Below are 25,660 nucleotides of genomic sequence, written 5' to 3' on the forward strand. Positions count from 1 at the left end.
GGGCATCCTCGTCAATCACAGTTAAACAGCAGTTCTTCAGATATAGCACAGACGTTGCGTCAGTCCGCGCAACGGCGCAACAGATCGACCAGCGCGATCGGATCATACGGCTTGCGCAAGGGAATGGCGTTGGGCAACCGCTCCCGTTGTTCGGACGTCAGCACCAGATCGTAGCCGGTCAGAAAGATCACCTGCAAGTGCGGATGATCGCGGCATGCCTCGATCGCCAGATCGACTCCCGACTTGCCAGCCAGGCCGACATCGGTCAGCAGCACGTCGAACGGCCGTTCGCGCAGCACACGCATGGCTTCCACATCGCTTGCGGCCTCGACGATCTGCAGTCCGAATGTCCTGAGCAATTCGGTGGTGCTCAGGCGCACCAGTTCGTCGTCTTCGACGTACAGAATGTTCAAACTACTAATGGCCTTGGCGACGTCGGCGGCGGCGTCGCCACCAGCAGCCGCTCCCGCCTCCTGCACGGCGGCAATGGCTTCGTCGTGCGGCTGCCAGAACTGGTTCCGCAGCACGTGACGCACTTTGCGAGCGAGCGCCTCGTAAGTGTACGGCTTGCTCAGCAACTCGATGCCTTCGTCCAGTCTGCCGGCGTGTACGATTGCGTTGTCCGTGTAGCCCGAGGTAAACAGCACCACGATATCGGGCAAGCGCTCGCGCGCCTTGCGAGCCAGTTCGGTACTGCGCAGCGGCCCCGGCATCACCACGTCCGTAAACAGCAGATTGATCGGCACGCCGCTCTCGACGATCGCCAACGCGCTCTGTGCATCCTTGGCCTTGAGCACCGTATAGCCGAGGTCGCTCAGCATCTCGACCACCGTGCTCCGCACGTCTTCGTCGTCCTCGACTACCAGCACCGTTTCCGCACCGCCCTTCGCCGGCCCCGCATCGATCTGCGTTTCGAGGTCTTCTTCCTGACGCACACGCGGCAGATAGATGCGCACCGTCGTACCGTGACCCGGCTCGCTGTAGATCTTGACGTGACCGCCCGACTGCTTGACGAAGCCGTACACCATGCTGAGCCCGAGACCCGTGCCCTGCCCTTCAGGCTTGGTCGTGAAGAACGGCTCGAAGGCACGCTCGCGCACTTCCGGCGGCATGCCCGAACCGGTGTCGGTGAGCGCGACCATCACATACTGTCCCGGCGTCACCTCGGCATTGCGCTGTGCGTAGGCGTCGTCGAGCGAGGCGTTGCCGGCTTCCATGGTGAGCTTGCCGTGTCCGCGCATCGCATCGCGCGCATTGATAGCGAGGTTGAGCAGCGCGTTTTCGACCTGGAACGGATCGACCAGCGTATTCCACAGACCGCCCGACACCACCGTTTCGATTTCGATGCCGTCGCCGAGCGCGCGGCGGAACATATCGTCGAGACCGCGAATAAAACGGCCGAGATTGACGACTTTCGGCGCGAGCGGCTGGCGCCGCCCGAAGGCCAGCAGCTGCGAGGCCAGATTGGCGCCGCGCGCCACGCCCGCCAGCGCATTGCGCACCCGCTGCTCGGCCTTGTCGACGCCGGCCACATCCTTTGCCAGCAGTTGCAGATTGCCGCCGATCACCTGCAGCAGGTTGTTGAAATCGTGCGCTACGCCGCCGGTCAGCTTGCCGATCGACTCCATCTTCTGCGCCATGCGCAGCGCCTCTTCGGCGTGCTGCAGCGCTTCGGCGTTATCCCTGTCGGCGGTGACATCGCGCCCCACGCCGTGTATACGCTCCGAAGCCGGGTCGAGGGACAAGGTCCACGCCACCCAGCGCCACGCGCCGTCGGCGCGTTTCAGGCGAGATTCGTAACGCACCGGCACGCCTGCGCGGCGCAAACGCTCCAGTTGCGCCGTCACCATTTCGACTTCGTCGGGGTGAAGCAGATTCATGTACGAGTGCGACATCAGCCAGTGCAGCGGATAGCCGAGCGTACTCTGCCACGACGGACTGATGCGTTGCAGCGTGCCGTCGAAACTCGCCACCACCAGCAGATCTTCGCTCAGTTCCCACAGACGGTCGCGATCTGCGACCGCTTCGCTCACGCGGCGCTCCAACGTTTCGTTTAACTCACGCAATGCACCCTCGGCTTTGGTGCGCTCGGCGATTTCCGATTGCGCCGCCTGATAGAGCCGCGCATTGTCGATCGCAATGGCCGCCTGCGCCGCAATACCCACGACGATGCGTTCGGAGCGCGCCTTGAACACACCGGGTTCCGGATGGCCGAACAGCAAACCGCCGATCACTTCACCCGTGCGCGAGATCACCGGCGCGGCGAGGTAGCTGCGCACCGGCAGGTGGCCGGCGGGCATGCCGCGAAACGGCGCATTCCTGCCATAGCGCGGGTCCTGCGTCACATCGTCGACACGCACGATGCCCTCGCCCTTGAAGGTGGTCTCGAACAGGGCGGTAATGCGCGGCATCGGCAAACTGGCGAATGCTTCTTTCGGCGCGCCGGAGAGCGCGTACAGCATGTAGCGGCCACCGTCATCGTCCCGATTAGCCTGGCTGAACTGATCAACCTGCGCTTCGGGTGGCGACTGCACGTTATAGAAAAACGAGCCAAAGGCGGCGCCCGTGAGCTCCGTTGCCGCATCGGTGACGACCTGAACGGCGCGGCCCAGGTCGAGTTCCGCCGCCACGGCTGTGCCGACGCGGTTGAGGATTTCCAGCGTGCGCGACTCTTCGCGCAGATTGCGCTCGGTCTCGCGCCGCAGCCGGGCCAGCTGCAGATTGCCTGCCACGCGCGCGACGAGTTCACGCGCCGAGAAAGGCTTGGTCAGATAGTCGTCGGCGCCGGACTCGAGGCCGCCTAAGCGCGCTTCCTCCCCTGCACGGGCCGAGAGCAGCAGTACCGGCGTTTCGCGCAAGACCGGGTCGCTGCGCAGTTCGCGCAGCAGGCCGAAGCCGTCGAGCCGCGGCATCATCACGTCCGAGACGATCAGATCCGGCAGCGCCGCGCGTGCCACTTCCAGCGCTTCCTCACCGTCGACGGCGAACTGAACCTCATGCCCTGCCTGGCCGAGAATGCGGCGCATGTAGTCTCGCAAATCGGCGTTGTCGTCGACCACCAGCACCCGCGCGGCAACCTGTCCGTCCTGCAAGGGCGCTGACGTTTCGGCGGTCTCCAGCAACGATTGCGGCTCGTCGGTGCCGATCTCGTCCAAATGGTTCGACTCGGGGATCCAGCGCCGCGCGGCATCGACATAAGCGAACGCGTGCCGGCTTAGCGCGGCCGGCGAGGTTGGCGTGGCTTCAGCCGCAGGCACGGCAAGCGGGCCACCGACGGGCGGCAAGACCACCGTAAAGCAGCTGCCCACACCCGGCGTGCTGTCGACCCTGATCGTGCCGCCGTGCAGTTTGACCAGCTCCTGCACCATCGCAAGACCGATGCCGCTGCCTTCGACCGAGCGGCCCGGCGACTCCGCCACCCGGTGAAACCGTTCGAACAGACGTGGGATCTCTTCTGGTGGAATGCCGATGCCGGTATCCGCGACGCTCATCTCGATGCTGCCGTCCCGCCCCTGCCGCAGCGAAACCTTGATCGAACCGGAGAACGTGAATTTGAACGCGTTCGACAGCAGGTTCATCACGACCTTTTCCCACATGTCGCGATCGATCTGCGCAATGATCGGCCCACCACCCACATCCACGCCACGGTCCACTTCGAGTTGCAGCCCAACCGTTTCGATCGCGGAGCGAAACAGCGAGGCGAGTTCAGTCGTGAACGTGGCGATGTCGGTCGGCTGCGGGTTGATCTGAAAACGCCCCGCTTCGATACGGGAAAAATCGAGCAGTGCGTTGACGAGCTTCAGAAGCCGCAGACCGTTGCGATGCGTGATCTCGAGCAGATTGCGGTCGGCCTCGCTGGTTGCATCCTGTTTGGCGAGCAGCTCTTCGAGCGGTCCCAGCATCAAGGTAAGCGGCGTGCGGAATTCGTGGCTGATGTTGGAGAAAAACGTTGTTTTGGCCCGGTCGATTTCGGACAACGCTTCGGCACGCCGGCGTTCTTCTTCGTACGCGTGAGCGTACCCGATGGCAGCGCCGATTTGCCCCGCGAGCAGGTTCAGAAACGCGTGATAGCCCTCGTCCAGCAGGCGGCAGGGGTTCACCGCAACAATCAGGACTGCCGCACGTCCCGTTTCGCCACCGGGCATGATGGGCAACGCGACCGCCTGGGTAGGCTCGAGACTCCATGGGCCGCTGGGTAATCCAGGCCCGAAGCGCCGCGCCAGGTCGCGCACCACCACCGCACCTTGCGTTCGCAGCGCTTCAGCAACGGGCCACGGCGCGTCTTCGGCCGCGCTCATCGATTCCGGCGCAGCGCGATGACCGGGCGCGATACCGCTTGCGCCCGCCAGTGTCACGTCCGCCGAGCCAGGTTCCGCGATGTACAGCAAGGCGAACGGGAGATCGCGCGGATTGCTCCGCAGCGCGCGGGCGCTCAGTTCGCACGCGTCGCGCCACTGCCGTGCATCCGCAGTCGATGCGGCCAGCTCGCGCAGCAGCATCAACTGGCGTTCGCCGATGACGCGCGAGGTATCGTCGCTGTTCGCGCAGATGATGCCGCCGGCCGTGCCGTCGTCGTTCGGAATCGGGCTATACGAGAAGGTGTAGTAGGTCTCCTCCGGGAAGCCGTTGCGCTCCATGATCAGCAGCTTCTGTTCGACGAAGGTACCTTCGGCGCCCGTCAACGCTGTCTCGAGCAGTGGCGCAATGTCGCTCCAGATCTCGTGCCACACGACCGCGGTCGGCTGGCCGAGCGCCACTGGATGCTTGCCGCCGATAATCGACTTGTACGGGTCGTTGTAGAAGTACAGCAGATCGGGGCCCCCACCGATCCAGATCGGCTGGCGCGAGGTGAGCATGATGCGGATCGCGGTCTTCAGGCCCTGCGGCCAGTTTTCAGGCGCGCCGATCGAAGTCGAGGCCCAGTCGTAGGCGCGGATCAGCGCCCCCATCTCCCCGCCGCCGACCAGAAAGGTCGTGGTCAAACCAGCGCGCAATGCGTCGGTCATTGAACTGTCCGGCTTCATTAACGCAATCTCCTCGAGACGGTTGCCCGGTTGGATTGTTGTAGCTGTAATCGGTGGTCCCCAGCGATTCACGGCGGTGCGAAATTGCAATGGCTGCGACCCCGCTGCACGCAGAAATGCTTTCGCAGGATTCTCGCATGCAGAGCGCGTATTTGAGCACCAGAATACGTTTTGAACCACGCATAAACGATGCGCTCGCGGACGGCATGTTCGCACAATGCCGCGCGTGAAGTTTTCCGATACATTGAAGCCGTCCCGCAACGCAGAACGATGCACTCCGCGAGGTAAATCGTGCTGCCTGCCTCATCTGTTCCGGAGCAAAAATGACCACTCAAACCGCCTATTCCGTCACCTCACCGACACGTGCCGAGGTGGATACGCTCACGGGGGCAACGGTTCTCGAATTCGGCACCGACTGGTGCGGCTACTGTCAGGGCGCGCAACCGGTGATCGGCGCAGCCCTCGCGGAGCATCCCGCGGTGCGTCATCTGGAGATCGAGGACGGACCCGGCCGCCCACTCGGGCGATCGTTCAGGGTGAAGCTGTGGCCTACCCTGATTTTTCTTCGCGATGGCGCCGAAGTCGCACGTGTGGTGCGGCCCACCGGGGTCGAGGCGGTTGAGGAAGGATTGAATAGCCTCGTCTGACGCTGGGGCGATTGACATAGTGACGTCATGATGTCACTATGTCCAACATGAAAATCGATCCCGATAGCCCCACGCCGCTATACGCCCAGGTCGAAGCGGTGCTGGCGGCCAGCATCGCAGACGGCACCTATCCGGCCGGCAGCCGCCTGCCGAATGAGGACGGCCTGATCGAGCGCTTCGGCGTGAGCCGCACCACCATCCATAAAACGGTTCAGAACCTGATCAAACGCGGCCTGATCGAAATCCGCCGCGGCAAAGGCACCTTTGTCACCCAGCCCAAAATCACCCAGGAACTGACGGAGCTGAGCGGCTTCGTCGAAGATATGCAGGCGCTTGGCCGTCACCCGAGCGCTCGCGTGCTCGACAAGCAGGTGCTGCCCGCCAGCGACACGGTGGCGCGCCATCTCGCCCTTGCGGCCGGCACGCTGGTGATGCGCATCCAGCGCGTGCGGCTCGCGGACGGCGTGCCCCTCTCGTTCGACGAAACCTGGCTGCCTAAAGACCTTGGCGAGAAAGTGATCGGCAACGATCTGGAGACCGAACCGATCTTCGCCCTGCTCGAGCAGAAATACGACACGCCACTCGTGGAAGCCGAGTACCGGCTCGAGGCTACCTGTGCAAACGAGACCGTGGCGCAGGCACTAGGTGTCGAACCTGGCAGTCCGATCTTTCTGATCGAACGCACCTCGTACGGTGCCGGACATCAACCGGTCGATTACGAACAGCTGCATTACCGCGGCGATCAGATCCAGTTCGTGACGCGGCTTGCCCGCCGCGGCAAACGCGGCTGACGCGCGGGAGACTCCGATGGATACGGGCTTCACGCTGTGGCTCTTTGCGGTATCGCTCGGCGCGAGTGCGCTCGGTGGAATGCTCGGCATGGCGAGCGGCATTTTTATCGTGCCGGTTCTGACCATGTTCGGCCATCTCGACATTCACGTGGCGATCGGCGCGAGCATCGTCTCGGTGATCGCCTGCTCGTGTGGCGGCGCAGCGCCGTTCCTGCGCGAGCGTCTGACCAACGTACGGCTCGCGGTAGTGCTGGAGACCGCCACGACCTTGGGTGCACTGTGCGGCGTGCTGCTGGTCGGGATCGTTCCGGTGTTCGCGCTGTTTATATTGTTTGCGCTGGTTCTGCTCGTATCGGCGCGCCAGATGCTGGTACGACGAAGCGATCCGGTCGCCGGCGCTTCGGTTACCTCTTCAATTGACGCTGCAACCGGCGCTGCGGCGACAGCAGGCTGGACGGCTTCCCTTGCGCTCGATTCGAGCTATCCGGATCGTGCACTCGGCCGCGAGGTCGCCTATCGGGTGCAACGTGTGCCACTGGGCATGCTGCTGATGTACGGCGCGGGTTTGATTTCGGCGCTGCTCGGGATCGGCAGCGGTGTGCTGAAAATCCCCGCCATGGATACGGCGTTGCGCCTGCCGATCAAGGTCTCGTCGGCCACTTCCAACTTCATGATCGGCGTGACGGCGGCTGCAAGCGCCGGCGCCTGGTTTCTGCGCGGCGATATCGTCAGCGCGATTGCCGGACCGGTTGCACTCGGCTCAGTAGCGGGAGCGGTACTCGGCGCAAGGGTGCTGATGCGTCTGTCGAACGACAAGCTGCGGCTGATGTTCGTCGCGATCCTGCTTGTGCTTGCGGTACAGATGCTGTTCGAAGCATTCCACGTCAAAGCCGTGAGCGAGCCGGTATGAGCGACCGTTTGCCGGCTTCGGCCACGGCCTCCCCTGCGACCTTCGCCTCGGTGATGACACCGCTCGAGCGCTGGCTCGCCGCATTGCTAAAAGGCGGCACGTGGATAGCGTCTCTCACGATCGCCGCGGGTTTGCTTCTGCTGTTGCCGGATGTGCACACCGCATTGCACCGGTCGGCGCTGCCGCCAGGCATGTCGCTCGTCACTGCCGGCATTGCGCTGTTTATTCTCCTGCCAGTGCTGCGCCTGATCCTGATGCTCGGCGTGTTTCTGCAGCAACGCGACTATCGCTATAGCGCAATTACCGTGCTAGTTCTGCTGATCGTGGCGGCGGGCTGCGCGGTCGGCGCGCATTGGGCGTAGCCGCCGCTTCGGATCAGTTCGTCAGTGGGTCTGGGCGCTGCCTGCCGAAACCGGCAAGCGGGTCTTCGACGGATGGCCAATACCGCCTTCCTGCAGCCAGTAGCCGAGCCCCATGAAAATCGCGCCGCCCGCCAGGTTGCCGAGCGTGACAAAAATTTCGTTGTGCACAGCACCGGCCAGCGTGATGTTGTCCGGATGCTCACCGATCAGGGCGAGTGCGAACACAAACATATTGGCGACGCTGTGCTCGAAGCCGCTTGCCACGAACGCGAACACGGGCCAGAAAATCAAACCGAGTTTTGCGCCATCGTTATTGGTGCGCGCTGCCATCCAGATAGCGAGGCACACGAGCCAGTTGCACAGCAGGCCCTTGGCGAACAGCGCGAGACCCGGCGCGCTCATCTTCGCGGACACCGCCTTGAAGAAGACTTCCGAGCCATCGGTCAGCAGCACGCCGCCGCCCGCCGCATGCAGAATCGCCGCGAGCACCACCGCACCGATCAGATTGCCGATCCAGCACACCACCCATACCAGCACCATCCCGCCGACACCCGTCTCGCCGCGCAACACAGCAAACGGCATGTACATGGCCGTGCCGGTGAACAGATCCGAGCCGGCGAACACGACGATCGTCAACGCGCAGGCGAACACCGCGCCCATGATCAGATGCACATAAGCCGGATCGACATGCGAGCCGACTGAAAACATCAGGATGTCGCCGAAGCCGATATAGGCCCCGGCCATGGCCGCACCGATCAGAAAAGCGAGCGGCGAGCGCGCGATCGACGACGCCTTGTGCGCGCCGACCTTTGCGAATTTATCGATACTCTCTGCGTACATCACATGTCTCCGCGAATGGGGGATACCCTCCTCAACCGCAGAGGGTGCGTCAAACTGGCGCACATGATAGGACGAGCGAATTCGAGCTCCGTTACGGATGTAACCAGAACGGGCAGGTCTGGCGGGTGGGCCTACTGTGCTCCCGCGGCGACCCGGATTCTGTATCCCTTTTTAGCGCGGCTGCACTAGGACGGGGCAATAGCGGTGGCCGACAAACCTTGCATGCCCATCGCCAGCAGCAAACGCTCTGCGCCGATCCCGAAGCCCGCACCCTCCCGATACGCGCCGCCACCGGCCACCTGTTGTTGCGCGCCGAGTTCGGGACAGCGGATCTCGAAGCCCTCGCCATTCAGGTAGTAGCTCAGGCCCCGCTTCGCAGCGATGTCGAATGCGTAATCGAGTCCCAGCGAATCGAGAAAGCCCGCGCCTATTTCACGGCTGCGCACGAGCGCGCGCTGCGGGTTCGAACACAGGTACTCGAAGCCCAGTTGCACGAATTCGCGGTACCGTCCGGCCTGGGGCCGTTCATAGCGGTAACAGCGAGCCACGTAAAACAGCATGCGTTCCTTGCGGCGTTCGAGCAGTTCCTGACATCGCTCCTGAAAGAGCGCGGTTGCCTCGGGAATCAGGCAACAGGGCCGGCCTTTCTTGTCCGGGAAGGCCCACATCTGGCCAATGATTTCGCTGCCGCCCGCCTTCTGCACGAACGTATCCTGCGACCACAACGCAGGAACGATGGCCTCTTCCGCGCCGGCATCAATGAAGGTAGCTCCGGAAGCGGTTCTCCAGCGCACGGGCTTGCGCCGCTTCTTCACCGACGATAAAACGCGTTCCACGGATCATGGTCATGACTGAACTCCTAAGGATGATGAAATAAAAAAAAGGCGCCATAGGCGCCTTGGTCGTTTTCGCATGAGCGAGGAACTCAGTGGGTTCCAGGCTTCGCTGCTATGAGACGTAACGAACCACGGCGCAACGGACTGCTGCCGTGATGATGGTGCGACCGGAATGGAACGTTACGTGGGCTCATGTACGAGATAGTGACACACGTGTCGCGGTTTGGGAAAGCCCGAGTTGCGCCGACGCTGTCGTCCGGCGCGTCGGACGGTCTGGCTTAGCGTTCCAGATACTCGCGCAGGATTGCGCTCATGCGCCAGCGATGGTCCCGGTCGTGATCGGCGAGCTGCTCGGCCAGACGGTAGACGCCAACCTCATGACCGTCAGTGCGAACTCCGACCCGCTCAAACGACGCGAGCTCGGTGGCTCGCAACTGCTCAATGAGTTTGTGACGCAACGCATTGAATTCCTGGATCGCCTGGTCGCCGTCGCGTGAATGGTAGCCGCGCTCGACCGGCCAGCCGCTGACGTCCATGGGCAGGAGAGTCGGCCGGTCTTCGTTCAGCACGCGCTCGATACGCGGTCCATACAGATCGCTTTCGCAATCTTTCAGATGCCACAGATGCTCGATCAGCGGCGAATTATCCTCGGCAGGCATGCGTACCAGCAGCTCACGCGACATGCCGGCAAACGCCTTTTCCAGAAATACCGGCATCTCGGCAAGCTGATTGAGCAGATGGAGGTGTTGCGTACTGGACATGGGGGCCCCGGAAATCGTTATGTTGTGTGTAGCGCGCCGGCACAGGCGCATCACTTCGTCATGCGTGCCCTTACTGTGTATTCGCTGTCGAGCACCGGATCGAACTCGCCATTCTCGTCGCGCGGCGCATGAAAATCCGCCGACAGCGGCTCGACCGGATAACCGCGGCGCTCCCAGGCATCGAGACCGCCCTTGAGCGCCTGGACATGGTGAATGTTCTTTCGACGCAGCTGCGCGACGATCCGCTTCGCCGTGGCTTCATTCGGGCAGACACAATACACCACGATCGGACGCCCGCGCAGTTTCTCATCGAGTTGCTCTGGCGAATCGAGATCGAGGGCACGCGCGCCCGGTATCCGATACGCTTCCTTCGCCCGCACTTCCGGAGGCCGCGCATCGAAGATAAGCGGTGGCGCGCTTGACTTCATCAGTTCGTCAAGCTGCTCGGGGCTGATGCGAATCTCCGCCAGCCAACGACGAAACTGAAACCGACGCACCCAGCGATAGCCGACAAACAGCACGGCCACCACGGCGAAAACGTCGAACACCGTGGCGCCGTTCTGGCGCACGAGCTGCACGCCTTGCGCGATCCAGTCGTGCAGCGCCGCGCCGCCGACCAGCCAGACACCCGCCCATAACGCCGCGCCCACGATGTCCCAGAACAGGAAAACACGCGCATCGATGCTGGTGGTGCCGAGCAACGGTGCGGCGATCAGGCCGATACCGGGGATGAATTTAGCCAACGCGAGAATCGGCGCGCCGTGGCGCTCCAGGATGTTGCGCGCAAGTCGCACTGCGGCGTCGAACGACAGTGAAAAGCGCACCAGCGAGTTCAGCATCCGTCTGCCACGCAAGCGGCCAGTGGTGAACCACAGGACGTCCGCCAGCACGGTGGCACATACGGCGGCGAAAAACACGCTGGAGTAGGACACTTCGCCGACGGCAGCCATGGTGCCCGCGAGAATCAGCATAGGCGCGGCCGGCACCGGCGCGCCGAGTTGCGTGATCAGCACACTCATGAAAACCACCCACGCGCACAGCGCAGGGGGAATAGCGGTCGGAAGATGCCACACGGTACGGCTCCTGCGGAAAGCGAACGCCCTGAAGAGTGCCGGGAGTGCCAGGCACAGGCGTTTGATATCCGATTCTAATCAAAATCGGCTAACCGCATCGTGCAAGTGCACAAGCCTTTGAGGCGCTAATGGCGCCTCAAAGGCTTAGCGGACCGGCCGCGCCAGCAGATCGTCAAGCAACGCGCCGTACGTCGCCACCAGTTGCCGGTCGTCTGGCAGATAGCGCGCAATCAGGCCGCGCTGCTGTTCGCGGTACCAGGATGCGTGCGCGTCGTGTGTCTCGATCGCCTCCACCACCCGGCGCGCGCCTTCGTCGGCATCGTTGCCTTCGTAGTAGTACCCAAGGTCGCGGCATAGCGAGGCGTTGTGGATCAGCGGGTAACCCTGCCAGCACACTTCAAGGTAAAAGTAGTTCAGCGGATTTTCGAGCTGATGGGAAATGACGATATCGGTGTTTTCGGCCAGAAACACCGGGGTGTCGTGCCGGCCGAGGAATACCGCCTTGTGATCGCGGACGATATCGAGCTGATTCATGAGGGCGATGAAATCGAGGCTTTCCCGCGCGATCTGCTCGGCATTCGTCACCTGCAGCAAGGCGATCCGCTCAGGACACCTGCGATAGGCGAGCTCGGCAATCAACGCCGGGTACAGGCAGAACTTCACTACGTTGATGTTCGGCTCCATCACACTCAGGCGCCGCGCGCCGTCGTGCGGCTGGTACTGACCTGCGTGCAGCAGACCTTCGACGCGCTCATCCAGAAACATCGGACTCCAGACAAACGGCACGACCCGGCCGGACTGCCGGCGCAATACCTCGAAATATGACCGGCTGATATTCGCGACCTGCGGAATGATCCAGATGTCGTCGTAGCGCTGATTGACGAACAGCGTGTCGCCCCACGCCGGCTTGCGGAACAACACCGACTCCATGGCGTGAACATATTCGAAGCCGCAGCAGTACGATACGAGCCGCACGTTGCGTTGCTTCAGGTATTCGGTTTGCGCGGCGTCGACCTGGCCGCCGAGTTCGATCAGCACATCGAGATCGTCTTTCGCCGTCTCGAACGATAGCGTGGGATAGCGGACCTGATCCCACGGCAGCGCAGCGGTAATGGCGACCGCCGTGGTGTTCACGAGCACCACCCGCGCGACCTGCGGACAATGCCGCAGCGCCTCGGCAAGAAACGCGGCATTCTGCTTGATGCCGTTATTCCACAGCGTCTCCGCCTCGTAGTGCAAGCCAATCGTGATGCCAATGCGCAGAGTGCTCATGATGGGATACCCAGATCCTAAGCGGGCGCATAGAGCGCGGCAAGCGCATTGCTGTACGTGCGCACATTGTCGTCGTTCTCGGGATCCAACCCGCGCAGGAACGCGTTTGCTGTCTGGCGGTAAGCACTGAGATGGGTATCGTGCTCGGCGAACGCCCGCTGCAAGGCGTGCCCGCCTTCCAAGCAGTCGAAGTCGTGATAGCGGTATCCACACTCGCCGATCAGATGCGAATTGTGAATCAGTGGATAGCCGCCATACAGTGCCTCGTAGTAGACATAGTTCTGTGCATTTTCCCAGTGATGACTGACCACTACGTCGACATCGCCCGCGACTACCCGGCAAAACGGAAAGCGCCCCTCGAACGAAGTCAAACCGTGCTTCACGATGTCGAGGCTGCGCGCGAAGCCATTGAAGCTCACGTGCTCCTTCAGATGGAACGTGTTGTAAGCCCACACATGTTCGAGCATGTCAGGATTGGAGCGATGCGCCGCCTCGCAGGACAGCAGCGGCACGAAGCTTGTTTTCACCATGCAGATGTTGGGCTCGAAGATGCCCGCGCGCCAGCGCCGCCGTCCTGGCCGATAACCGAAGCTGAGACCCTCAGGCAGGCGCGCCGCTTCGCGCTCGAGCACTAGCGGGCTCCACAGATGAGGCATCACACGCACCGGACAGCGAAACGTACTGGCGTAATATGGCACACAGGTGTTCTCGTACTCGGGCAGCGTCCAGACCTCGTGATACGGCGCAGCTGAAATCAGGAGACCGTGCGGCTGATCGAAGATCATGCGCTCGATGTCGATCACATAGTCGTTGCCCACCCGCATCGAGACGATCTTGCCGCCGCGTTCGCGGAACGCCACCACCCATTCGCGCGCCAGTTGCGCACTCATCTCGATCATCACGTCGAGCGTCGTGGCGGCCTCGTTCATGTCGATGAGCGGCACGGGCGAATCGGCGAGAAAATTCTTCGCATCCTCGGGCCGGCCGTCGCCGCCACCCGCCACGAGGTACGTCGCTTCCACCAACGGCGAGCGCATCAATAGCATCACGAGAAAAATGCAGTTCTGGTAAATGCCGTTTTCCCAGACCGACTGCTCGCCCTTGCGGACGAAGATCGACACGCCGACCCGCAGCTTGCGCGGCAACCCAATTTGAACGGGATCGAGATTCATGAGCGGCTCGCGTGAGGGACAAACGCCGTGTCGCGGCACAGGTGCAGCAGTCGGGCGGCGTACGCGTCGAGGTTCTGCTGGCTGAACGGATTAACGCTTGCGAATACACGCTGCGAGCGGGCCCGGTAATCGTCGAGACTCTCCGCGTGGTCAACCGCGGCGCGCTGCAACTGCGCCGCGCCCTCGCGCGCATCGAAGCCGCGATAGTAATACCCCGCGTCCTTGAGCCACGGCGAGTTGTGCACCAGCGGATAATCGCCGTAGAGCGCGTCGAGGTAGCTGTAATTCTGTTCGTTCTGCCATTGATGCGACACGATGGCATCGGCATGCTGCACCATGAAGCCGACAATATCGTGCCGGCCGTGAAAGGTAGCCTTATGCTGGCGCACAAGATCCAGCGAGTTGGCGAAATACAGCATGGTGGGATGATCTTTCAGGTGCAAGGTGTTGAGCACATGCATCGCCTCCACCATTTTGGCATCCGCGCGATAAGCCTCGTCGCAAACCAGCATTGGAATGCTCGACGTCTTCACCACCGAAATGTTCGGTTCGAAAATTGCCACGCGCAGGCCGCGGCGTTTGGCGCCATCCGCTTCAACGGCTGCCGGCTCATTGTGCATCGTCTCGCGGGCTGCAAAGCCATAGCGCATGCCGAGCGCCTCGACTTCACGCATTCGCTGCCGAACAAACTGAGGATGCCAGATGAACGGCGCCCCGTGCACATCGCAACGATGCAGGAGACGCATCATCGGAGCAAATGCGCTGTCTTTCGGCAGGTGCCAGACCTCGTCGCAGCGATCAGGACGCGGTGCATGAGTGGGTTTCGTAAAGATGGCGGGCTCGGCAAGGCCGACATAAGGCTGGCCGCAGCAGTAGAAGACCACCTTCTTGCCGCGCGCACGCATCAGGTCGAGCCATTCGATATCGAGCGCCCCGCCCATTTCGACGATCACATCTACCTCGTCGCTGGCCTCGTGCGCCCTCATCAGGCGCAGATTGCGTGCTGCCAGGTCCACCTGCGATGGCATCACCCCCTGGTCGCCGACATCGATCAGCACTACCGATTGCACGAACGGCAAGCGCTGAAACAGCTCCGCCAGAAAGATGACGTTCTGCCCCAGGCCGTTCTGCCAGATGTTCTGACCGGTATGGGTAATGACGGAGATGCCGATGCGCATAGTCACATTTAACACATGTTGAAACGGACCCTCACCGTGGGCGAGGATCCGTTGATTCGCTCACCGTGCCGGCGGCGCCCTGGAGAGGCCGGCGCGTCAACGCCGGCGCACGCATCACCAGGAATATCCGACACCGGCGTTGACCAGCACGTGAGCGCCATCCGTTGCGCTGGCTCCCACCTTGACGATGGTGTTTTGCGTAAGCCGCGCACTGGCGCCGATGGCGATGGCACTGTATCCCGCATAGTTACCCACGCCTGCGGCGACCTGGAAGGTCTTGCCCTGTTCCACCTGAGGCAAACCGGCCAGCGCGCCCGCCATGGCGACACCCGAATACGCTGCACGCGCCGTGTCGTTGATATTCTGCTGAACGCCTTGCAGTTGTGCAACGTTTACCGCATCGGTCGGATTGACGCCCGGCGCCACGTTGGTGATGGTCCGCTCATTGCCTGGCGAGCCCACCGATACCGAGTTCGCCTCGCTCGCCACCGAGCCCGCGCCGATCGCCACCGAATTCGGCGCTGACGCTACTGCGTTGGCGCCCACTGCGGACGAACCGGAGCCGGTTGCCTGGGACCCCGAACCCACCGCAACGCTGTTGTTCGAGCTCGCCGTCGAATTGCCGCCGATGGCAACCGACTCCGTACCTGTGGCGCTTGCTGCGCTGCCTGTCGAATTCACGGCGACGTACTTGGAATTCGACGACGACCCTCCTGTTGTCGTGCCTTGCGAGATCTGCGTAACCTGGCCGCCCAGCGTGCCGATTTGCGTTTCGAGTGCAAACAACTGGCTGCCGTTGACCGCGTCGGTGCTGGTCGCGGTAATCGCGCCTGCTGCGATATTGGTCAGAGCAACCGCAGAGGTTGCACCGACACCGCCGAGCGTCACGCTCGTATGCGAAGCGTTGTCGTACAGCACGGCATCGCTTGCTACCGAGGCCACTGCCTGCAACTGGCTTACGTTCACGGCATCGGTCGGCGCGGTGCCGGCGGCGACGCCGGAGAGCTGGCGTGCGCCCGCGGTGCCCGTGAAGTCGACGCTGGTACCACCCGTGTTGGCGCCCACCGTGATGGCGCCGTTGCCCGGCGCGCCGCCTACCTGCTGCACGAGGCCCACGGTGCCGTTCTGGATACCGGTCGAAAGCGCGGTGACGCTGCTGGTGGCGGTGGTGAGGCCGGTAGACAACGACGCGACGTTACTGTTGGTTGTGTTCAGGCCCGTCGACAGCGAAGCAACATTGCTGTTGGTCGTGTTGAGGCCTGTAGACAGGGACGCTACGTTGCTATTGGTCGTGTTCAACCCCGTCGACAGCGAGGCAACGTTGCTGTTTGTGGTAGTGAGTCCGGTAGACAACGACGCGACATTGCTGTTCGTCGTGGTCAGGCCAGTGGACAAGGACACAACGCCGCTCTGTGCCGTGCTCACGCCCGTCGACAGCGAAGTGATGCTCGTCGCGGTCGAGGTGGAGAGCGAACTCAACTGACCGTAGTTCACCGCGTCGGTCGGGTTCACGCCGGCGGCAACGTTGGTCAGCGTCACCGGCGTGGTCGAACCGACACCGCCCAACGTGACCTTGGTATGGCTTGCATCGTCGTACTGGACCGAGTTTGCTACGCCTGTCGACAGCGAGGCTACGTTGCTGTTGGTGGTGGACAGACCCGTCGACAGGGAGTTGATGCCGGTCGAGGTTGAGGTCGAGAGGCTCGCTACGGCACTGTTAGTTGTACTGAGGCCGGTGGACAGCGAGGTAATGCCGGTTGAAGTCGAGCTCGACAGGCTGGCCACGTTGCTGTTCGTCGTGCTGATGCCGGTGGACAACGAACTCAGACCGGTCGAAGTCGACGTGGAAAGACCCGCGACCGTGCTGTTGGTCGTGCTCAGCCCCGTGGACAGCGAACCGACACCCGTCGACAACGATGCAACATTGCTGTTAGTGGTGGACAGGCCCGTCGACAGCGAGGTCACACCACTTTGTGCCGTGCTGATGCCCGTCGAAGTCGAAGTCGACAGCGAAGCCACGCTGCTGTTGGTCGTGCTCAGGCCGGTGGACAGCGAGGTCACACCACTTTGCGCCGTGCTGATGCCTGTCGAGGTCGAAGTCGACAGCGACGCCACGCTGCTGTTGGTCGTGCTCAGGCCGGTGGACAGCGAGGTCACACCACTTTGCGCCGTGCTGATGCCCGTCGAGGTCGAAGTCGACAGCGACGCCACGTTACTGTTGGTCGTGCTCAAACCTGTCGACAGGGAACCCACGCTACTGGTCGTCGAACTCAGCCCGGTCGACAGCGAAGCCACATTGCTGTTGGTCGTGCTCAAGCCCGTGGACAGAGAAGTCACACCACTTTGCGCGGTGCTGATGCCCGTCGAAGTCGAGGTCGACAGCGAAGCCACATTGCTGTTCGTTGTGCTCAAACCCGTGGACAACGAACTCACCGTGCTCCCCACCGAATTCACCTGGCTCGCTACAGAGTAAAGCTCGCTCCCGTTCACCGCGTCGGTACTGGTTGCCGTAATCCGCCCCGCCGCGACGTTCGTGATCTGCCGCTCCGCACCGGATGCGCCGACGCTCACGACGCTGGTGGGCGTCGCGCCAGCAAAACCGCCGAAGGTCGTCGATCCGACCGTCGCGCTGCTGGTAGGGTTCGCGGCGGACGTCACCGAACCGTAGCCCAGTGCGACATCGCCGGGATTATGAGCCACGGCAGCCGGTCCTATTGCAACGCTATTCGTCCCAAGTGCCTGCGAGTCCGCCAGCGTCGAATTGGCATGGAAATACTTGATGCCCTGGCTGTCGATATTGCTCAGCGCTGCATCGACGTTGTTGACCGTGCTGGTCGTACCGTTCGCGTTGTACGTCGTGTACGCGGGCGGGCTGACCGCACCGGTCGACGGGTTATAGGTGGCTCCGCCGCCCAACGCCGACGCCGTGCTGGTACCCAGGGTGTTGACGTTGGTCTGGACGGTGCTCACCCCAGTCGACAAGCTGGCGATGCCGCTGTTCGCAGTCGCGAGCCCGGTCGAGGTCGAAGTCGACAATGCCGTCACGTTGCTGTTCGTCGTGCTCAAACCGGTCGAGAGCGAGCCCACGTTGCTGGTCGTCGTGCTCAAACCGGTCGAGAGCGAGCCCACGCTGCTGGTCGTCGAACTCAGTCCAGTCGACAACGAAGCCACGTTGCTGTTGGTCGTGCTCAAACCTGTCGACAGCGAACCTACGCCGCTTTGCGCGGTGCTGATCCCCGTCGACGTCGAAGTCGACAGCGCCGTCACATTGCTGTTGGTGGTGCTCAACCCGGTCGACAAAGAGGCCACACCGCTTTGCGCCGTGCTGATCCCTGTGGAAGCCGAGGTCGACAAGGTAGTTACATTGCTGTTCGTCGTGCTCAATCCCGTCGACAGACTGGCGTCGCGGCTCACCGCCGTGCTCAGCCCCGTCGACGTCGAAGTCGACAGCGCCGTCACACTGCTGTTGGTGGTGCTCAACCCGGTCGACAACGAGGCCACACCGCTTTGCGCCGTGCTGATCCCCGTGGAAGCCGAGGTCGACAAGGTAGTTACATTGCTGTTCGTAGTGCTTAACCCGGTCGACAGCGAATTCACCCCGCTTTGCGCCGTGCTGATCCCCGTCGACGTCGAAGTGGATAACGAAGCGAGACTGCTCGCCGCCGTGCTCAAACCGGTCGATGTCGAGGTCGACAAACGGGTGATACTGCTCGCCGTGGTACTCATGCCAGTGCTCAACTGCGACACCGTGACCGCATCTTGCGGCGCGGAGCCGTCGGCTACATTCGTGATCCGGCGCAATGCGCTGGCGCTGCCCACCGATACCTCGGAAAGAGGCGCTGCAGTACCCGTCAGATAACCCGTGCCAGTCGGCGCGGCCGTCCCGGTCACGCTGCCTGCGCCGATCGCCACGCTGTTCGCGTAGCTGGCGCTGCTGCCCGTGCCGAGCGCAAGCGACCCGTTGCCAGCGGCGATCGAGTTGTAGCCGATCGCCGACGACGACGTCCCGCTTGAGGTCGCGCCGTCGCCGATCGCAGTTGAATTGTTGCTGCCTGCAGTGGCATACGTCCCGATCGCCGTAGCGCCCGTACCGGTTGCAGTCGATGTCGTGCCGATTGCGGTCGCACTCGCGGCGCTCGCCGTAGCGAATGTGCCGAGCGCCGTGGCCGCCACGCCCGATGCCGTCGCCGCATCGCCGAATGCTGAGGCCTGCGAAGCATTGGCAACCGTACCATTGCCGCCGATGGCGGCAGAGAACGTCGCAGTCGCGCTCGCGCCATTACCGATCGCCACCGCCTGCTGCGCTGCACGGGCACTGTAGCCAACCGCGGTCGCCTGGGTTGCCGAGCCCACCGCGCTCTGCCCCAACGCCACCGACGATGCACCCGCCGCGGTCGCCGACTGTCCCAGGGCAACCCCGCTTGCAGCCGAACTCGTCGCGGCATAGCCGATCGCCACACCGCCCGCCGCCGTCGTCCCCGTGACCGACTGGCCGCCGATAGCAATGGAGTTCTGCCCCTGTGACACGGCCGGCGCTGTAGCGTTGGCGCCGATCGCGACCGATCCCACGCCCGAAGCCGTAGTAAAGCTGCCCGCCGCGGTGGCGTAGCTAGCCGATGATGTGGCGCCTACCCCGAATGCCGTTGCGTTCGCCGCGGTGGCGGACGTGCCGTTATTGCCAATCGCGAGCGTGTTGATCCCGCTGGCGGTGGTCTGGCCGCCGACCGCGGTCGAGTCCTGGCCAGAAGCCGTTGCCTGGGTACCGAGCGCCAACGCATCTCCGAGGTTGGCGGTGGGGTTCGAGGCGTAGGCATTTGAGCCAATCGCAATCGTCGATGCGCCGTTACCGGTCGCCGTGGCGCCCTTGCCCAACGCAATACTTCCGTAAGTTCCCGAACTGGTCGAGGCAGCCGACGCACCCGGCCCTATCGCCACCTGACCCGCGCCCGAGGCGTTGCCCCCGCCAGCCTGGTACTGCGCATGCACGGCGCTGACTCCCAGGCCGGTAGTCAGCAAGACGGCAGTGACAGCTTTCGCAATACCCGATTTATTCGGCTTGCCGCGCGCGGATGAGATTTCCGATGCCGCCACCCACGCACCGAGTGCCTCATTCCAGATACTTCTGTATGACCTGTTCATTTTCGAAACTCTCTCTCAGGTAACGCGCGACACCAACCGGATGCCCTGATATTCAGCAGACAAATTATCCGGACTCAAAGATCAAATCCCGACGCGCATAAAATTGGGATGAGCGGATTCTATGAGCTTCGGTATTGGACGATTGACAAGCAATGCAAATTCAAGCGGCGACATTTGTTAAAAATCGTCAACTCGATACGAGGAAGCTAATCTTCCTATCTTTTAAATCCAAAGGTCCGGGAAATGTCAGCAAGCATCGCGCTAGTTTTGAGACATGCGAACACAATGGAACAGATCGTCCCAAAGCCCCACTACATAGGGCTCTCAGCCAGCCAAATCCTAGAAATATGAATTAGCCGGACTATTAACGACGCGCACCGCAAGGCACTAAATTTCAGGCAGAAGGAATGATATTTTCAGTCAATTCATTCGGCCAGATTCGATAATCATCATATCAATACGGCTCAGATTTCATCAAAAATCATCACCACGACCAGATTAAAAATGAGACAGCACCAACTCAAAAACCAATTTCCTATCTCGCAAATCAGACCAGACACCGTTATGTCTTTTCTGCATTTCTCCATGTTTTCACCATTTAATCCCCATGATTTAACATCATTTAAAACTTAAGCGTCTCCAGCTGTCGATTCTTGACAGTTTTCCGAAACAACCCGCTTTATGCTTGAGTCCATCAAAGCGCCGCCGCGCCCAAACGATGTGCCGGACATGCAGTTCGCAGCGCGCGAATCTGGTTATTGCACTCTGTGTCGAACCGCTCCTTGCCGGTCAATTAACCGACACACGGGCGAGGCATTCGCCTAAGCTCTGCAGGAAGTAGCCCATACAACCCTTGAGGGCCGATTCGAGCTTGCCGCTCACTTTAGAAAGGAATGCCCTGTGGACCGCGTCGGAAGTGCCGCGTTATCCCTGTCGGGCCACGGCGCCGCGAACGAAGCGGCGCCCTCCGGCTCCGACGAAAAACTTGCGCAACGGATTCGCCGAGGCCTGCGGGCGGGCGAGTTCGGCGTTGCGTTCCAGCCGGTTGTGCACGCGCAGAGCCTCAAGCTGCTCAATGTCGAATGCCTGCTGCGCTGGCAGCATCCCGAGTATGGCCTGCTCCTGCCCGAATGCTTCGTGTCGGCCTTCGAAGACAGGGACACCGCGCGCGAGGTCAGCGAATTCATGCTGGAATCGGTGTGCCTGCAACTGGCCGAGATGCGACGGACCGGCCAGGCGTTGCCGGCGGCCGCCATCAATATCCAGCCGTCGCAATTGCTCGATGCAACGCTGGGCAGCACAGTGCGCGCGACAACCCAGCGTCACGGCATCGATCCCACACTCCTCGAGTTCGAACTGGTTGCTACCGAAGACGCGTCGACACTCTTGTCCACGCAGGAATTCACACGCTCGTTGCGGCAACTCGGCGTACGCCTCGCGCTCAACGACTTTGGTTCGGGTTATTCGCCGCTCGCCATGCTGGGCACGGTGCAGATCGACACGGTCAAACTGGCACGCGGATTTCTGACCCGCGTGCCGGCATCGCCGCGTGACTGTGTGGTGATGACCGGTTTGCTCGACATGCTCGACAAGCTCGAGATGCGGGTAGTCGTAGAAGGCGTGGAAAGCGAGGCTCAGCTACGCTGGCTCAGACAACGTCCGAAGGTCTACGTGCAGGGCTATCACGTGGCGCGCCCACAAGCCAGGCTTGCGGATGCGCTCGCGATGAATTGAGCGGCGCGCGCGAAGCAACGCCGCACGCCAGCCAGTTCGGTCAGCTCGATGTGAAGGCGACGTACGGACCCGTGCCGCCACCGGCCGACGCCGTGCCCGTGATCCCATAGTAGACGTGACGTCCGTAGAAGAACGGCATGCCCATGTCGAACACGCTGGTCATGGAAGCGGCCATGTCGTTGAATGCATAGTTCCCCGTAGCAAATAGCGTGTTCGCATTCGCCACGTTGAAATCGACGGTCGCGGTCACGAGATTGGTCCCGGCTATAGAGACGGAACGCGACAGTGTCGTGCTCGGGATGTAGTACTTGAGCGCGCTGCTGCCAATGCTGGAGTCCTGGAAAAACAGGACGCTCGATCCCGAGTCGAAGAAGGCGTTGCTGGTATAGGTGACACCGTTGTACGTCGCGGTAAAGTCTCCGGACAAATCGGTGCCCAGCACGGTCGCGCCGGCTCCCGCCAGCGTGTTGTTGGCCTGCGTGTCGATCCCGAAGACCAGCGTGCCGGTGGACGACACCGCCCCCGTCGAACCGACTGCAGGCATCTCCAGCACCACGCCGTTGTTATCGGCCGCGAAGAACTGCACCGGATTGCCCACCTGTTGCGCGAGCGGCTCGTTGGCCACGCCGCAGCTCGTGCCGCTGCAGGCGTAGTAGGTGCCCGCAGGGCTATTGCTCACGCATTGGCCGCCACAGTCCTGCGGGGCCACACCTACACCGAGAATGCCGTTCGCCCCCAGATCCGTGGGTTGGGCGAGAACCGGCTGCTGCTGGCAAGCGCTCGGCGCGCTAGCCGCCAGCGTCGAATCGGACACCACCTGAATGGGCACGTTCTGGGCCACCTCGCCGGACATCTTGAGGTCGACGTTGCGCACGGTGCCCCATGTATAGCCGCTGCCGAACAACGCGCACTCGGCGATGGTGGCACCCGTCGACGTCTGGGTCTGCGCGTTTAGCGTGTTGAGTGTGCTCGACGGAATCGCCGACGCAAACAGACGCAAGCCGAACGATTCGGTGTCCACCAGCACGTTATCGATCGTCGAGCAGTTAGCGGTTGCGCCGGTGCCCGCCGTGCAGATCGTGACGCTGGCGAGCGGAGAATTTGCCCGATTGAACTGCGTGAACGAAACCACCACGGGAACCGTATTGGCAGCCGTGTTCGCAGTCGGCGTCGCGGTCGGCGTTGCCGAGCTGACGGTGTTCGTCGTGGCCGTCGTACTCGTCGCGGGAGTGGTCGTCGTTGAATTGCTGGTCGTATTGCCGGTCGCCGAAGTCGACGACGAGCCGCCGCCACCGCCGCCGCAGGCGGCAAGGCCAGCCAGCAGCGCCGCGACGAACGCGCGGGCCATGATTTGCTTCATGTTTGTCGTGTTCATTGCAGGTCGTCTGGACTGGTGCCTTGTGGGAGTGCTGCAGGCAGATAGGCCCGGCCCGTGAAATTGCCCATATGTCCGCCGGATTGCACCATCAGGCCGGGCGCCTGCACGGTGGCGGGTCCATGGCCTCCGCCTTGAGCCGCGCGCGCGGCGCTCGCGCCCTGCAGATAGGTTGGAAAGTAGCTGCCGAGCAGGCTGTTGAGCGGCGCCATCTGCGGTCCATGCCAGACGACAGCGAATACGGTGCCGGTTTGTCCGATGTATTCGCGCACGACCGTCCCGCTGGTCAGCGTGGTTTCGTTGACGGTGTACGGCACCGCTGCCGAGCTGACGTGCTGGACCAGGCGAGTCGCCTGGCCCGAACTGCTGGCCGGCCAGGTGGGTGCGCTGCCGAGTTCGGCGTGTGCGGGTATGCCGGCGGCGAGCGCCGTCATGGCGGCTGCCGCGCAAAGCACGCTGGTTTTCATTGGTTCTCCCCGTATGTATTCGTCGCGCGAAGGAGCGTGAATTGACATTCACGGCATCACACAGGGGCAATTATTGTGGGGAGAGCGGGATTTTGATTCGCGGAAAAGAGCCGGAGATAGGGCCCTTTTGCGAGTTTGTCCGGCGAGCCGCGATGCCTTGTCCGTGGCGGCTCAGCGCGGTAATTGTCAAATCCGCGCCGGTGGCGCGCAACAGTATGGCGTCGATGGGCGAACGCCTGCTTTAGCCGCTACGGGTGCGCCTTGGATGCGCCCGCAACGAATCGATTTCGTCGAGCAGATCGAGCACGAGCGCGATGCCCGGCGGATTGATCTCGAGATCGTGCGCGAGGCGGTGGGCGGTGCGCACGCGGCGCAATGCCGTGCCGCTAAAGCGCCACTCTTCAGGGCGCGCGCCTTGCGGCTCGAACGCACCCTCTGCGACCCACAGCGTCACCTCGTCTTGCGAGGCACCGCTCACGCGGCACAACTCGACGAGCGTGAACTCCATCTCTTCATTCACAATCTGACCTTCCAGATAGGTCGTCACGGACTCTTTCATGATGAGCGATCATCCATAAAAATGCGCGCGAGGGTCGAAATTGAACGCCTGCCGCATCACGTCATAGGCGGCTGCGGCACGTTCGGTATCGGCCGGCGGCAAGACGATGTTCAGGACCACGTACAGATCGCCGGGCTGGCTCCCAGGAATGCCTTTACCCTTTAGCCGCAGGCGCCGTCCTCCTTGCGAGCCCTTGGGCACCGTCATTTCGACGGAGCCGTCGGGCGTCGGCACGGTGATCTGTGCACCAAGCGCCGCTTCCCAGGGCGCGACCGGCAAATCGAGCGAGACGTCGCGGCCATCGACGCGAAACCGCGGATGTTCACGAAACGCGATCTCAAGGTACAGGTCGCCCGGCGGACCGCCGCCTATCCCGGGACTGCCCTGCCCGGCAAGCCGCAAATGCTGTCCGGCACGAATGCCCTTGGGAATGGTGACATTCAGCGTGCGCGACTCCAGCGTGACGTGGCCTTGCGGATCGACCACCGGCATCTGCAGCGTGATGCCGCGCTGCGCCCCGTGGTAAGCCTCTTCGAGATCGATCAGTATCTTCGCATGGTGATCCTGGCCGCCCATCGCGGCGGCCGCCCCCTGCCGTTGATGCGCACCGCGCGTGCGGCCAAACATGGCTTCGAAGAAGTCGTCGAGATTAGCTTCGCCGCCCGCCTGATAACCAGCTTCGTCGCCCGCATAACCGCCCGCCTGACTGCCCGCCCCGCGGAACTCGAATCCCTCGTCCCAGTTCGGCGGCGGCTGGAATTCCTGGCCGTTCTGCCACTCGCTGCCCATCCGGTCATAGGCCGCCCGTTTCTCTGGATCCTTGAGCACCTCATACGCCTCGCCGACTTCCTTGAAGCGCTCCTCGCCGTCTGCCTGTTTGCTGACGTCCGGATGATATTTGCGGGCGAGCTTGCGGTAGGCACGCTTGATCTCGTCCTGGGTCGCGCTGCGCTCCACCTCCAGGGTGGCGTAATAGTCCTTGTATTTCATCTGGATAACAGCCCCTTGAAAGTGAGGACGGCTCTGCGTTCAACTGCGGCTGATTTATTACTCTATACGACTCAGGGGAAACGTGTCTGTACCACCTCTGTTTCGGTTCGATCCGCAGCGAATCCTGGAGGCAGGACCGGGCTTTGCTACTCCTTGAGTATCTACACTCGAGGAGCCGATGATGAGCGAAACCAAAGAGCGCAAGCAGCCGAAAGAGACTAAAGAGCCGGGTCTCAAGCATCCGCAACCCGCCAGTCACAGCGACAACGAGAAGAGCAAATTGCCAGAGCGCGATGATGAGTCGCGGAAACAGTCACCGGCCGACCACCCTGGCAAGAAGCCGGGTGAAGGCGAGCCTTCGGTGAGTTGAACGGTTGGTTGGGCTTTGCCGTTTCACGTTGACGTTGGTGTTCTGTCTGCAAGGACCGGCAAAGCGCACGTTAAGGAAAGGGAACGCGTGAGCGCGGGCGCGATGGCCTGCGCTGCGCGGGTTCCGCAGTCTGGACTCTCGCAGTGCTTCGTACTGCTGA

General features: G+C 62.4%; 19 protein-coding genes. 6 read left to right on the forward strand and 13 right to left on the reverse strand.

What is annotated here, in order from left to right; genetic code table 11:
* Positions 1-59 precede the first annotated feature (59 nt).
* Complete coding sequence (locus P3T20_RS12945) at positions 60-5,024, reverse strand: response regulator (protein ID WP_074264446.1); 4,965 nt, start codon at positions 5,022-5,024, stop codon at positions 60-62.
* Positions 5,025-5,347: 323 nt separating this feature from the next.
* Between P3T20_RS12945 and P3T20_RS12950 the strand changes: the two genes are divergently transcribed.
* The 4 genes from P3T20_RS12950 to P3T20_RS12965 are packed head-to-tail and all read left to right on the forward strand — an operon-like array spanning position 5,348 to position 7,734.
* Complete coding sequence (locus P3T20_RS12950) at positions 5,348-5,671, forward strand: thioredoxin family protein (protein WP_429287036.1); 324 nt, start codon at positions 5,348-5,350, stop codon at positions 5,669-5,671.
* Positions 5,672-5,709: 38 nt separating this feature from the next.
* On the forward strand, positions 5,710-6,462 hold the full coding sequence (locus P3T20_RS12955) for a GntR family transcriptional regulator (protein WP_217272804.1): 753 nt from the start codon (positions 5,710-5,712) through the stop codon (positions 6,460-6,462).
* Positions 6,463-6,478: 16 nt separating this feature from the next.
* Entirely contained in the window at positions 6,479-7,372 is an 894-nt protein-coding gene (locus tag P3T20_RS12960; RefSeq protein WP_429287037.1) for a sulfite exporter TauE/SafE family protein, read from the forward strand.
* Positions 7,369-7,734, forward strand: a complete 366-nt coding sequence (locus P3T20_RS12965) for a DUF1634 domain-containing protein (RefSeq protein ID WP_429287038.1) — start codon at positions 7,369-7,371, stop codon at positions 7,732-7,734. The genes P3T20_RS12960 and P3T20_RS12965 overlap by 4 nt, the downstream gene beginning before the upstream one ends.
* A 21-nt stretch (positions 7,735-7,755) precedes the next feature.
* On the opposite strand, the gene P3T20_RS12970 is transcribed toward P3T20_RS12965, so the two are convergent.
* The 8 genes from P3T20_RS12970 to P3T20_RS13005 all read right to left on the reverse strand — a co-directional run bounded on the left by P3T20_RS12970 (position 7,756) and on the right by P3T20_RS13005 (position 20,005).
* Positions 7,756-8,574, reverse strand: a complete 819-nt coding sequence (locus P3T20_RS12970; protein WP_074264443.1) for a formate/nitrite transporter family protein — start codon at positions 8,572-8,574, stop codon at positions 7,756-7,758.
* Positions 8,575-8,759: 185 nt separating this feature from the next.
* Entirely contained in the window at positions 8,760-9,410 is a 651-nt protein-coding gene (locus tag P3T20_RS12975; RefSeq protein ID WP_217272803.1) for an ATP phosphoribosyltransferase regulatory subunit, read from the reverse strand.
* A gap of 278 nt (positions 9,411-9,688) precedes the next feature.
* On the reverse strand, positions 9,689-10,171 hold the full coding sequence (locus P3T20_RS12980; RefSeq protein ID WP_429287039.1) for a DinB family protein: 483 nt from the start codon (positions 10,169-10,171) through the stop codon (positions 9,689-9,691).
* 50 nt (positions 10,172-10,221) lie between these two features.
* On the reverse strand, positions 10,222-11,244 hold the full coding sequence (locus tag P3T20_RS12985) for a DedA family protein/thiosulfate sulfurtransferase GlpE (RefSeq protein WP_429287040.1): 1,023 nt from the start codon (positions 11,242-11,244) through the stop codon (positions 10,222-10,224).
* 144 nt (positions 11,245-11,388) lie between these two features.
* Positions 11,389-12,516 carry a DUF2827 domain-containing protein gene (locus P3T20_RS12990; protein ID WP_429287041.1) on the reverse strand — a complete coding sequence of 376 codons (1,128 nt, stop codon included), beginning with the start codon at positions 12,514-12,516 and terminating at the stop codon, positions 11,389-11,391.
* Between the two features lie 17 nt (positions 12,517-12,533).
* Complete coding sequence (locus P3T20_RS12995; protein WP_429287042.1) at positions 12,534-13,688, reverse strand: DUF2827 domain-containing protein; 1,155 nt, start codon at positions 13,686-13,688, stop codon at positions 12,534-12,536.
* Positions 13,685-14,866, reverse strand: coding sequence for a DUF2827 domain-containing protein (locus tag P3T20_RS13000; RefSeq protein WP_429287163.1), 1,182 nt, complete (start codon positions 14,864-14,866; stop codon positions 13,685-13,687). Before P3T20_RS13000 ends, P3T20_RS12995 begins: the two co-directional genes overlap by 4 nt.
* 114 nt (positions 14,867-14,980) lie before the next feature.
* The gene (locus P3T20_RS13005; protein ID WP_429287043.1) at positions 14,981-20,005 is read right to left on the reverse strand and encodes a YadA-like family protein; all 5,025 of its coding nucleotides are present in this window, start codon (positions 20,003-20,005) and stop codon (positions 14,981-14,983) included.
* Positions 20,006-20,905: 900 nt separating this feature from the next.
* On the opposite strand from P3T20_RS13005, the gene P3T20_RS13010 reads away from it, so the two are divergent.
* A complete protein-coding gene (locus P3T20_RS13010) occupies positions 20,906-21,739 on the forward strand; it encodes an EAL domain-containing protein (RefSeq protein ID WP_074264436.1) in 834 nt (277 codons plus the stop codon).
* 40 nt (positions 21,740-21,779) lie between these two features.
* On the opposite strand, the gene P3T20_RS13015 is transcribed toward P3T20_RS13010, so the two are convergent.
* The 4 genes from P3T20_RS13015 to P3T20_RS13030 form a co-directional block, all read right to left on the reverse strand.
* Entirely contained in the window at positions 21,780-23,099 is a 1,320-nt protein-coding gene (locus tag P3T20_RS13015) for a DUF3443 family protein (RefSeq protein WP_429287044.1), read from the reverse strand.
* 11 nt (positions 23,100-23,110) lie between these two features.
* Positions 23,111-23,581, reverse strand: coding sequence for a DUF2844 domain-containing protein (locus P3T20_RS13020; protein ID WP_074264435.1), 471 nt, complete (start codon positions 23,579-23,581; stop codon positions 23,111-23,113).
* 241 nt (positions 23,582-23,822) lie between these two features.
* Entirely contained in the window at positions 23,823-24,140 is a 318-nt protein-coding gene (locus P3T20_RS13025; protein WP_074264434.1) for a chaperone modulator CbpM, read from the reverse strand.
* A gap of 9 nt (positions 24,141-24,149) precedes the next feature.
* On the reverse strand, positions 24,150-25,130 hold the full coding sequence (locus P3T20_RS13030) for a DnaJ C-terminal domain-containing protein (RefSeq protein WP_429287045.1): 981 nt from the start codon (positions 25,128-25,130) through the stop codon (positions 24,150-24,152).
* Positions 25,131-25,311: 181 nt separating this feature from the next.
* Here P3T20_RS13030 and P3T20_RS13035 point away from each other — a divergent pair, with 181 nt between their 5' ends.
* Positions 25,312-25,500 carry a hypothetical protein gene (locus P3T20_RS13035; protein ID WP_429287164.1) on the forward strand — a complete coding sequence of 63 codons (189 nt, stop codon included), beginning with the start codon at positions 25,312-25,314 and terminating at the stop codon, positions 25,498-25,500.
* The last annotated feature ends 160 nt before the right edge of the window (positions 25,501-25,660 follow it).

Origin of the sequence: Paraburkholderia sp. GAS206C, assembly GCF_050435645.1 — a bacterium.
Classification (GTDB): Bacteria; Pseudomonadota; Gammaproteobacteria; order Burkholderiales; family Burkholderiaceae; genus Paraburkholderia; species Paraburkholderia phenazinium_B.

What these genes read in the sequence shown, in the direction of transcription:
- P3T20_RS13035 (WP_429287164.1), top strand. Translation starts at nt 25,312, where the DNA reads ATGAGCGAAACCAAAGAGCGCAAGCAGCCGAAAGAGACTAAAGAGCCG.
- P3T20_RS13015 (WP_429287044.1), bottom strand. Translation starts at nt 23,099, where the DNA reads ATGAAGCAAATCATGGCCCGCGCGTTCGTCGCGGCGCTGCTGGCTGGC.
- P3T20_RS12945 (WP_074264446.1), bottom strand. Translation starts at nt 5,024, where the DNA reads ATGAAGCCGGACAGTTCAATGACCGACGCATTGCGCGCTGGTTTGACC.
- P3T20_RS12950 (WP_429287036.1), top strand. Translation starts at nt 5,348, where the DNA reads ATGACCACTCAAACCGCCTATTCCGTCACCTCACCGACACGTGCCGAG.
- P3T20_RS12955 (WP_217272804.1), top strand. Translation starts at nt 5,710, where the DNA reads ATGTCCAACATGAAAATCGATCCCGATAGCCCCACGCCGCTATACGCC.
- P3T20_RS12970 (WP_074264443.1), bottom strand. Translation starts at nt 8,574, where the DNA reads ATGTACGCAGAGAGTATCGATAAATTCGCAAAGGTCGGCGCGCACAAG.
- P3T20_RS13030 (WP_429287045.1), bottom strand. Translation starts at nt 25,130, where the DNA reads ATGAAATACAAGGACTATTACGCCACCCTGGAGGTGGAGCGCAGCGCG.
- P3T20_RS12990 (WP_429287041.1), bottom strand. Translation starts at nt 12,516, where the DNA reads ATGAGCACTCTGCGCATTGGCATCACGATTGGCTTGCACTACGAGGCG.
- P3T20_RS12965 (WP_429287038.1), top strand. Translation starts at nt 7,369, where the DNA reads ATGAGCGACCGTTTGCCGGCTTCGGCCACGGCCTCCCCTGCGACCTTC.
- P3T20_RS13005 (WP_429287043.1), bottom strand. Translation starts at nt 20,005, where the DNA reads ATGAACAGGTCATACAGAAGTATCTGGAATGAGGCACTCGGTGCGTGG.
- P3T20_RS13025 (WP_074264434.1), bottom strand. Translation starts at nt 24,140, where the DNA reads ATGAAAGAGTCCGTGACGACCTATCTGGAAGGTCAGATTGTGAATGAA.
- P3T20_RS12995 (WP_429287042.1), bottom strand. Translation starts at nt 13,688, where the DNA reads ATGAATCTCGATCCCGTTCAAATTGGGTTGCCGCGCAAGCTGCGGGTC.
- P3T20_RS12960 (WP_429287037.1), top strand. Translation starts at nt 6,479, where the DNA reads ATGGATACGGGCTTCACGCTGTGGCTCTTTGCGGTATCGCTCGGCGCG.
- P3T20_RS13020 (WP_074264435.1), bottom strand. Translation starts at nt 23,581, where the DNA reads ATGAAAACCAGCGTGCTTTGCGCGGCAGCCGCCATGACGGCGCTCGCC.
- P3T20_RS13000 (WP_429287163.1), bottom strand. Translation starts at nt 14,866, where the DNA reads ATGCGCATCGGCATCTCCGTCATTACCCATACCGGTCAGAACATCTGG.
- P3T20_RS12980 (WP_429287039.1), bottom strand. Translation starts at nt 10,171, where the DNA reads ATGTCCAGTACGCAACACCTCCATCTGCTCAATCAGCTTGCCGAGATG.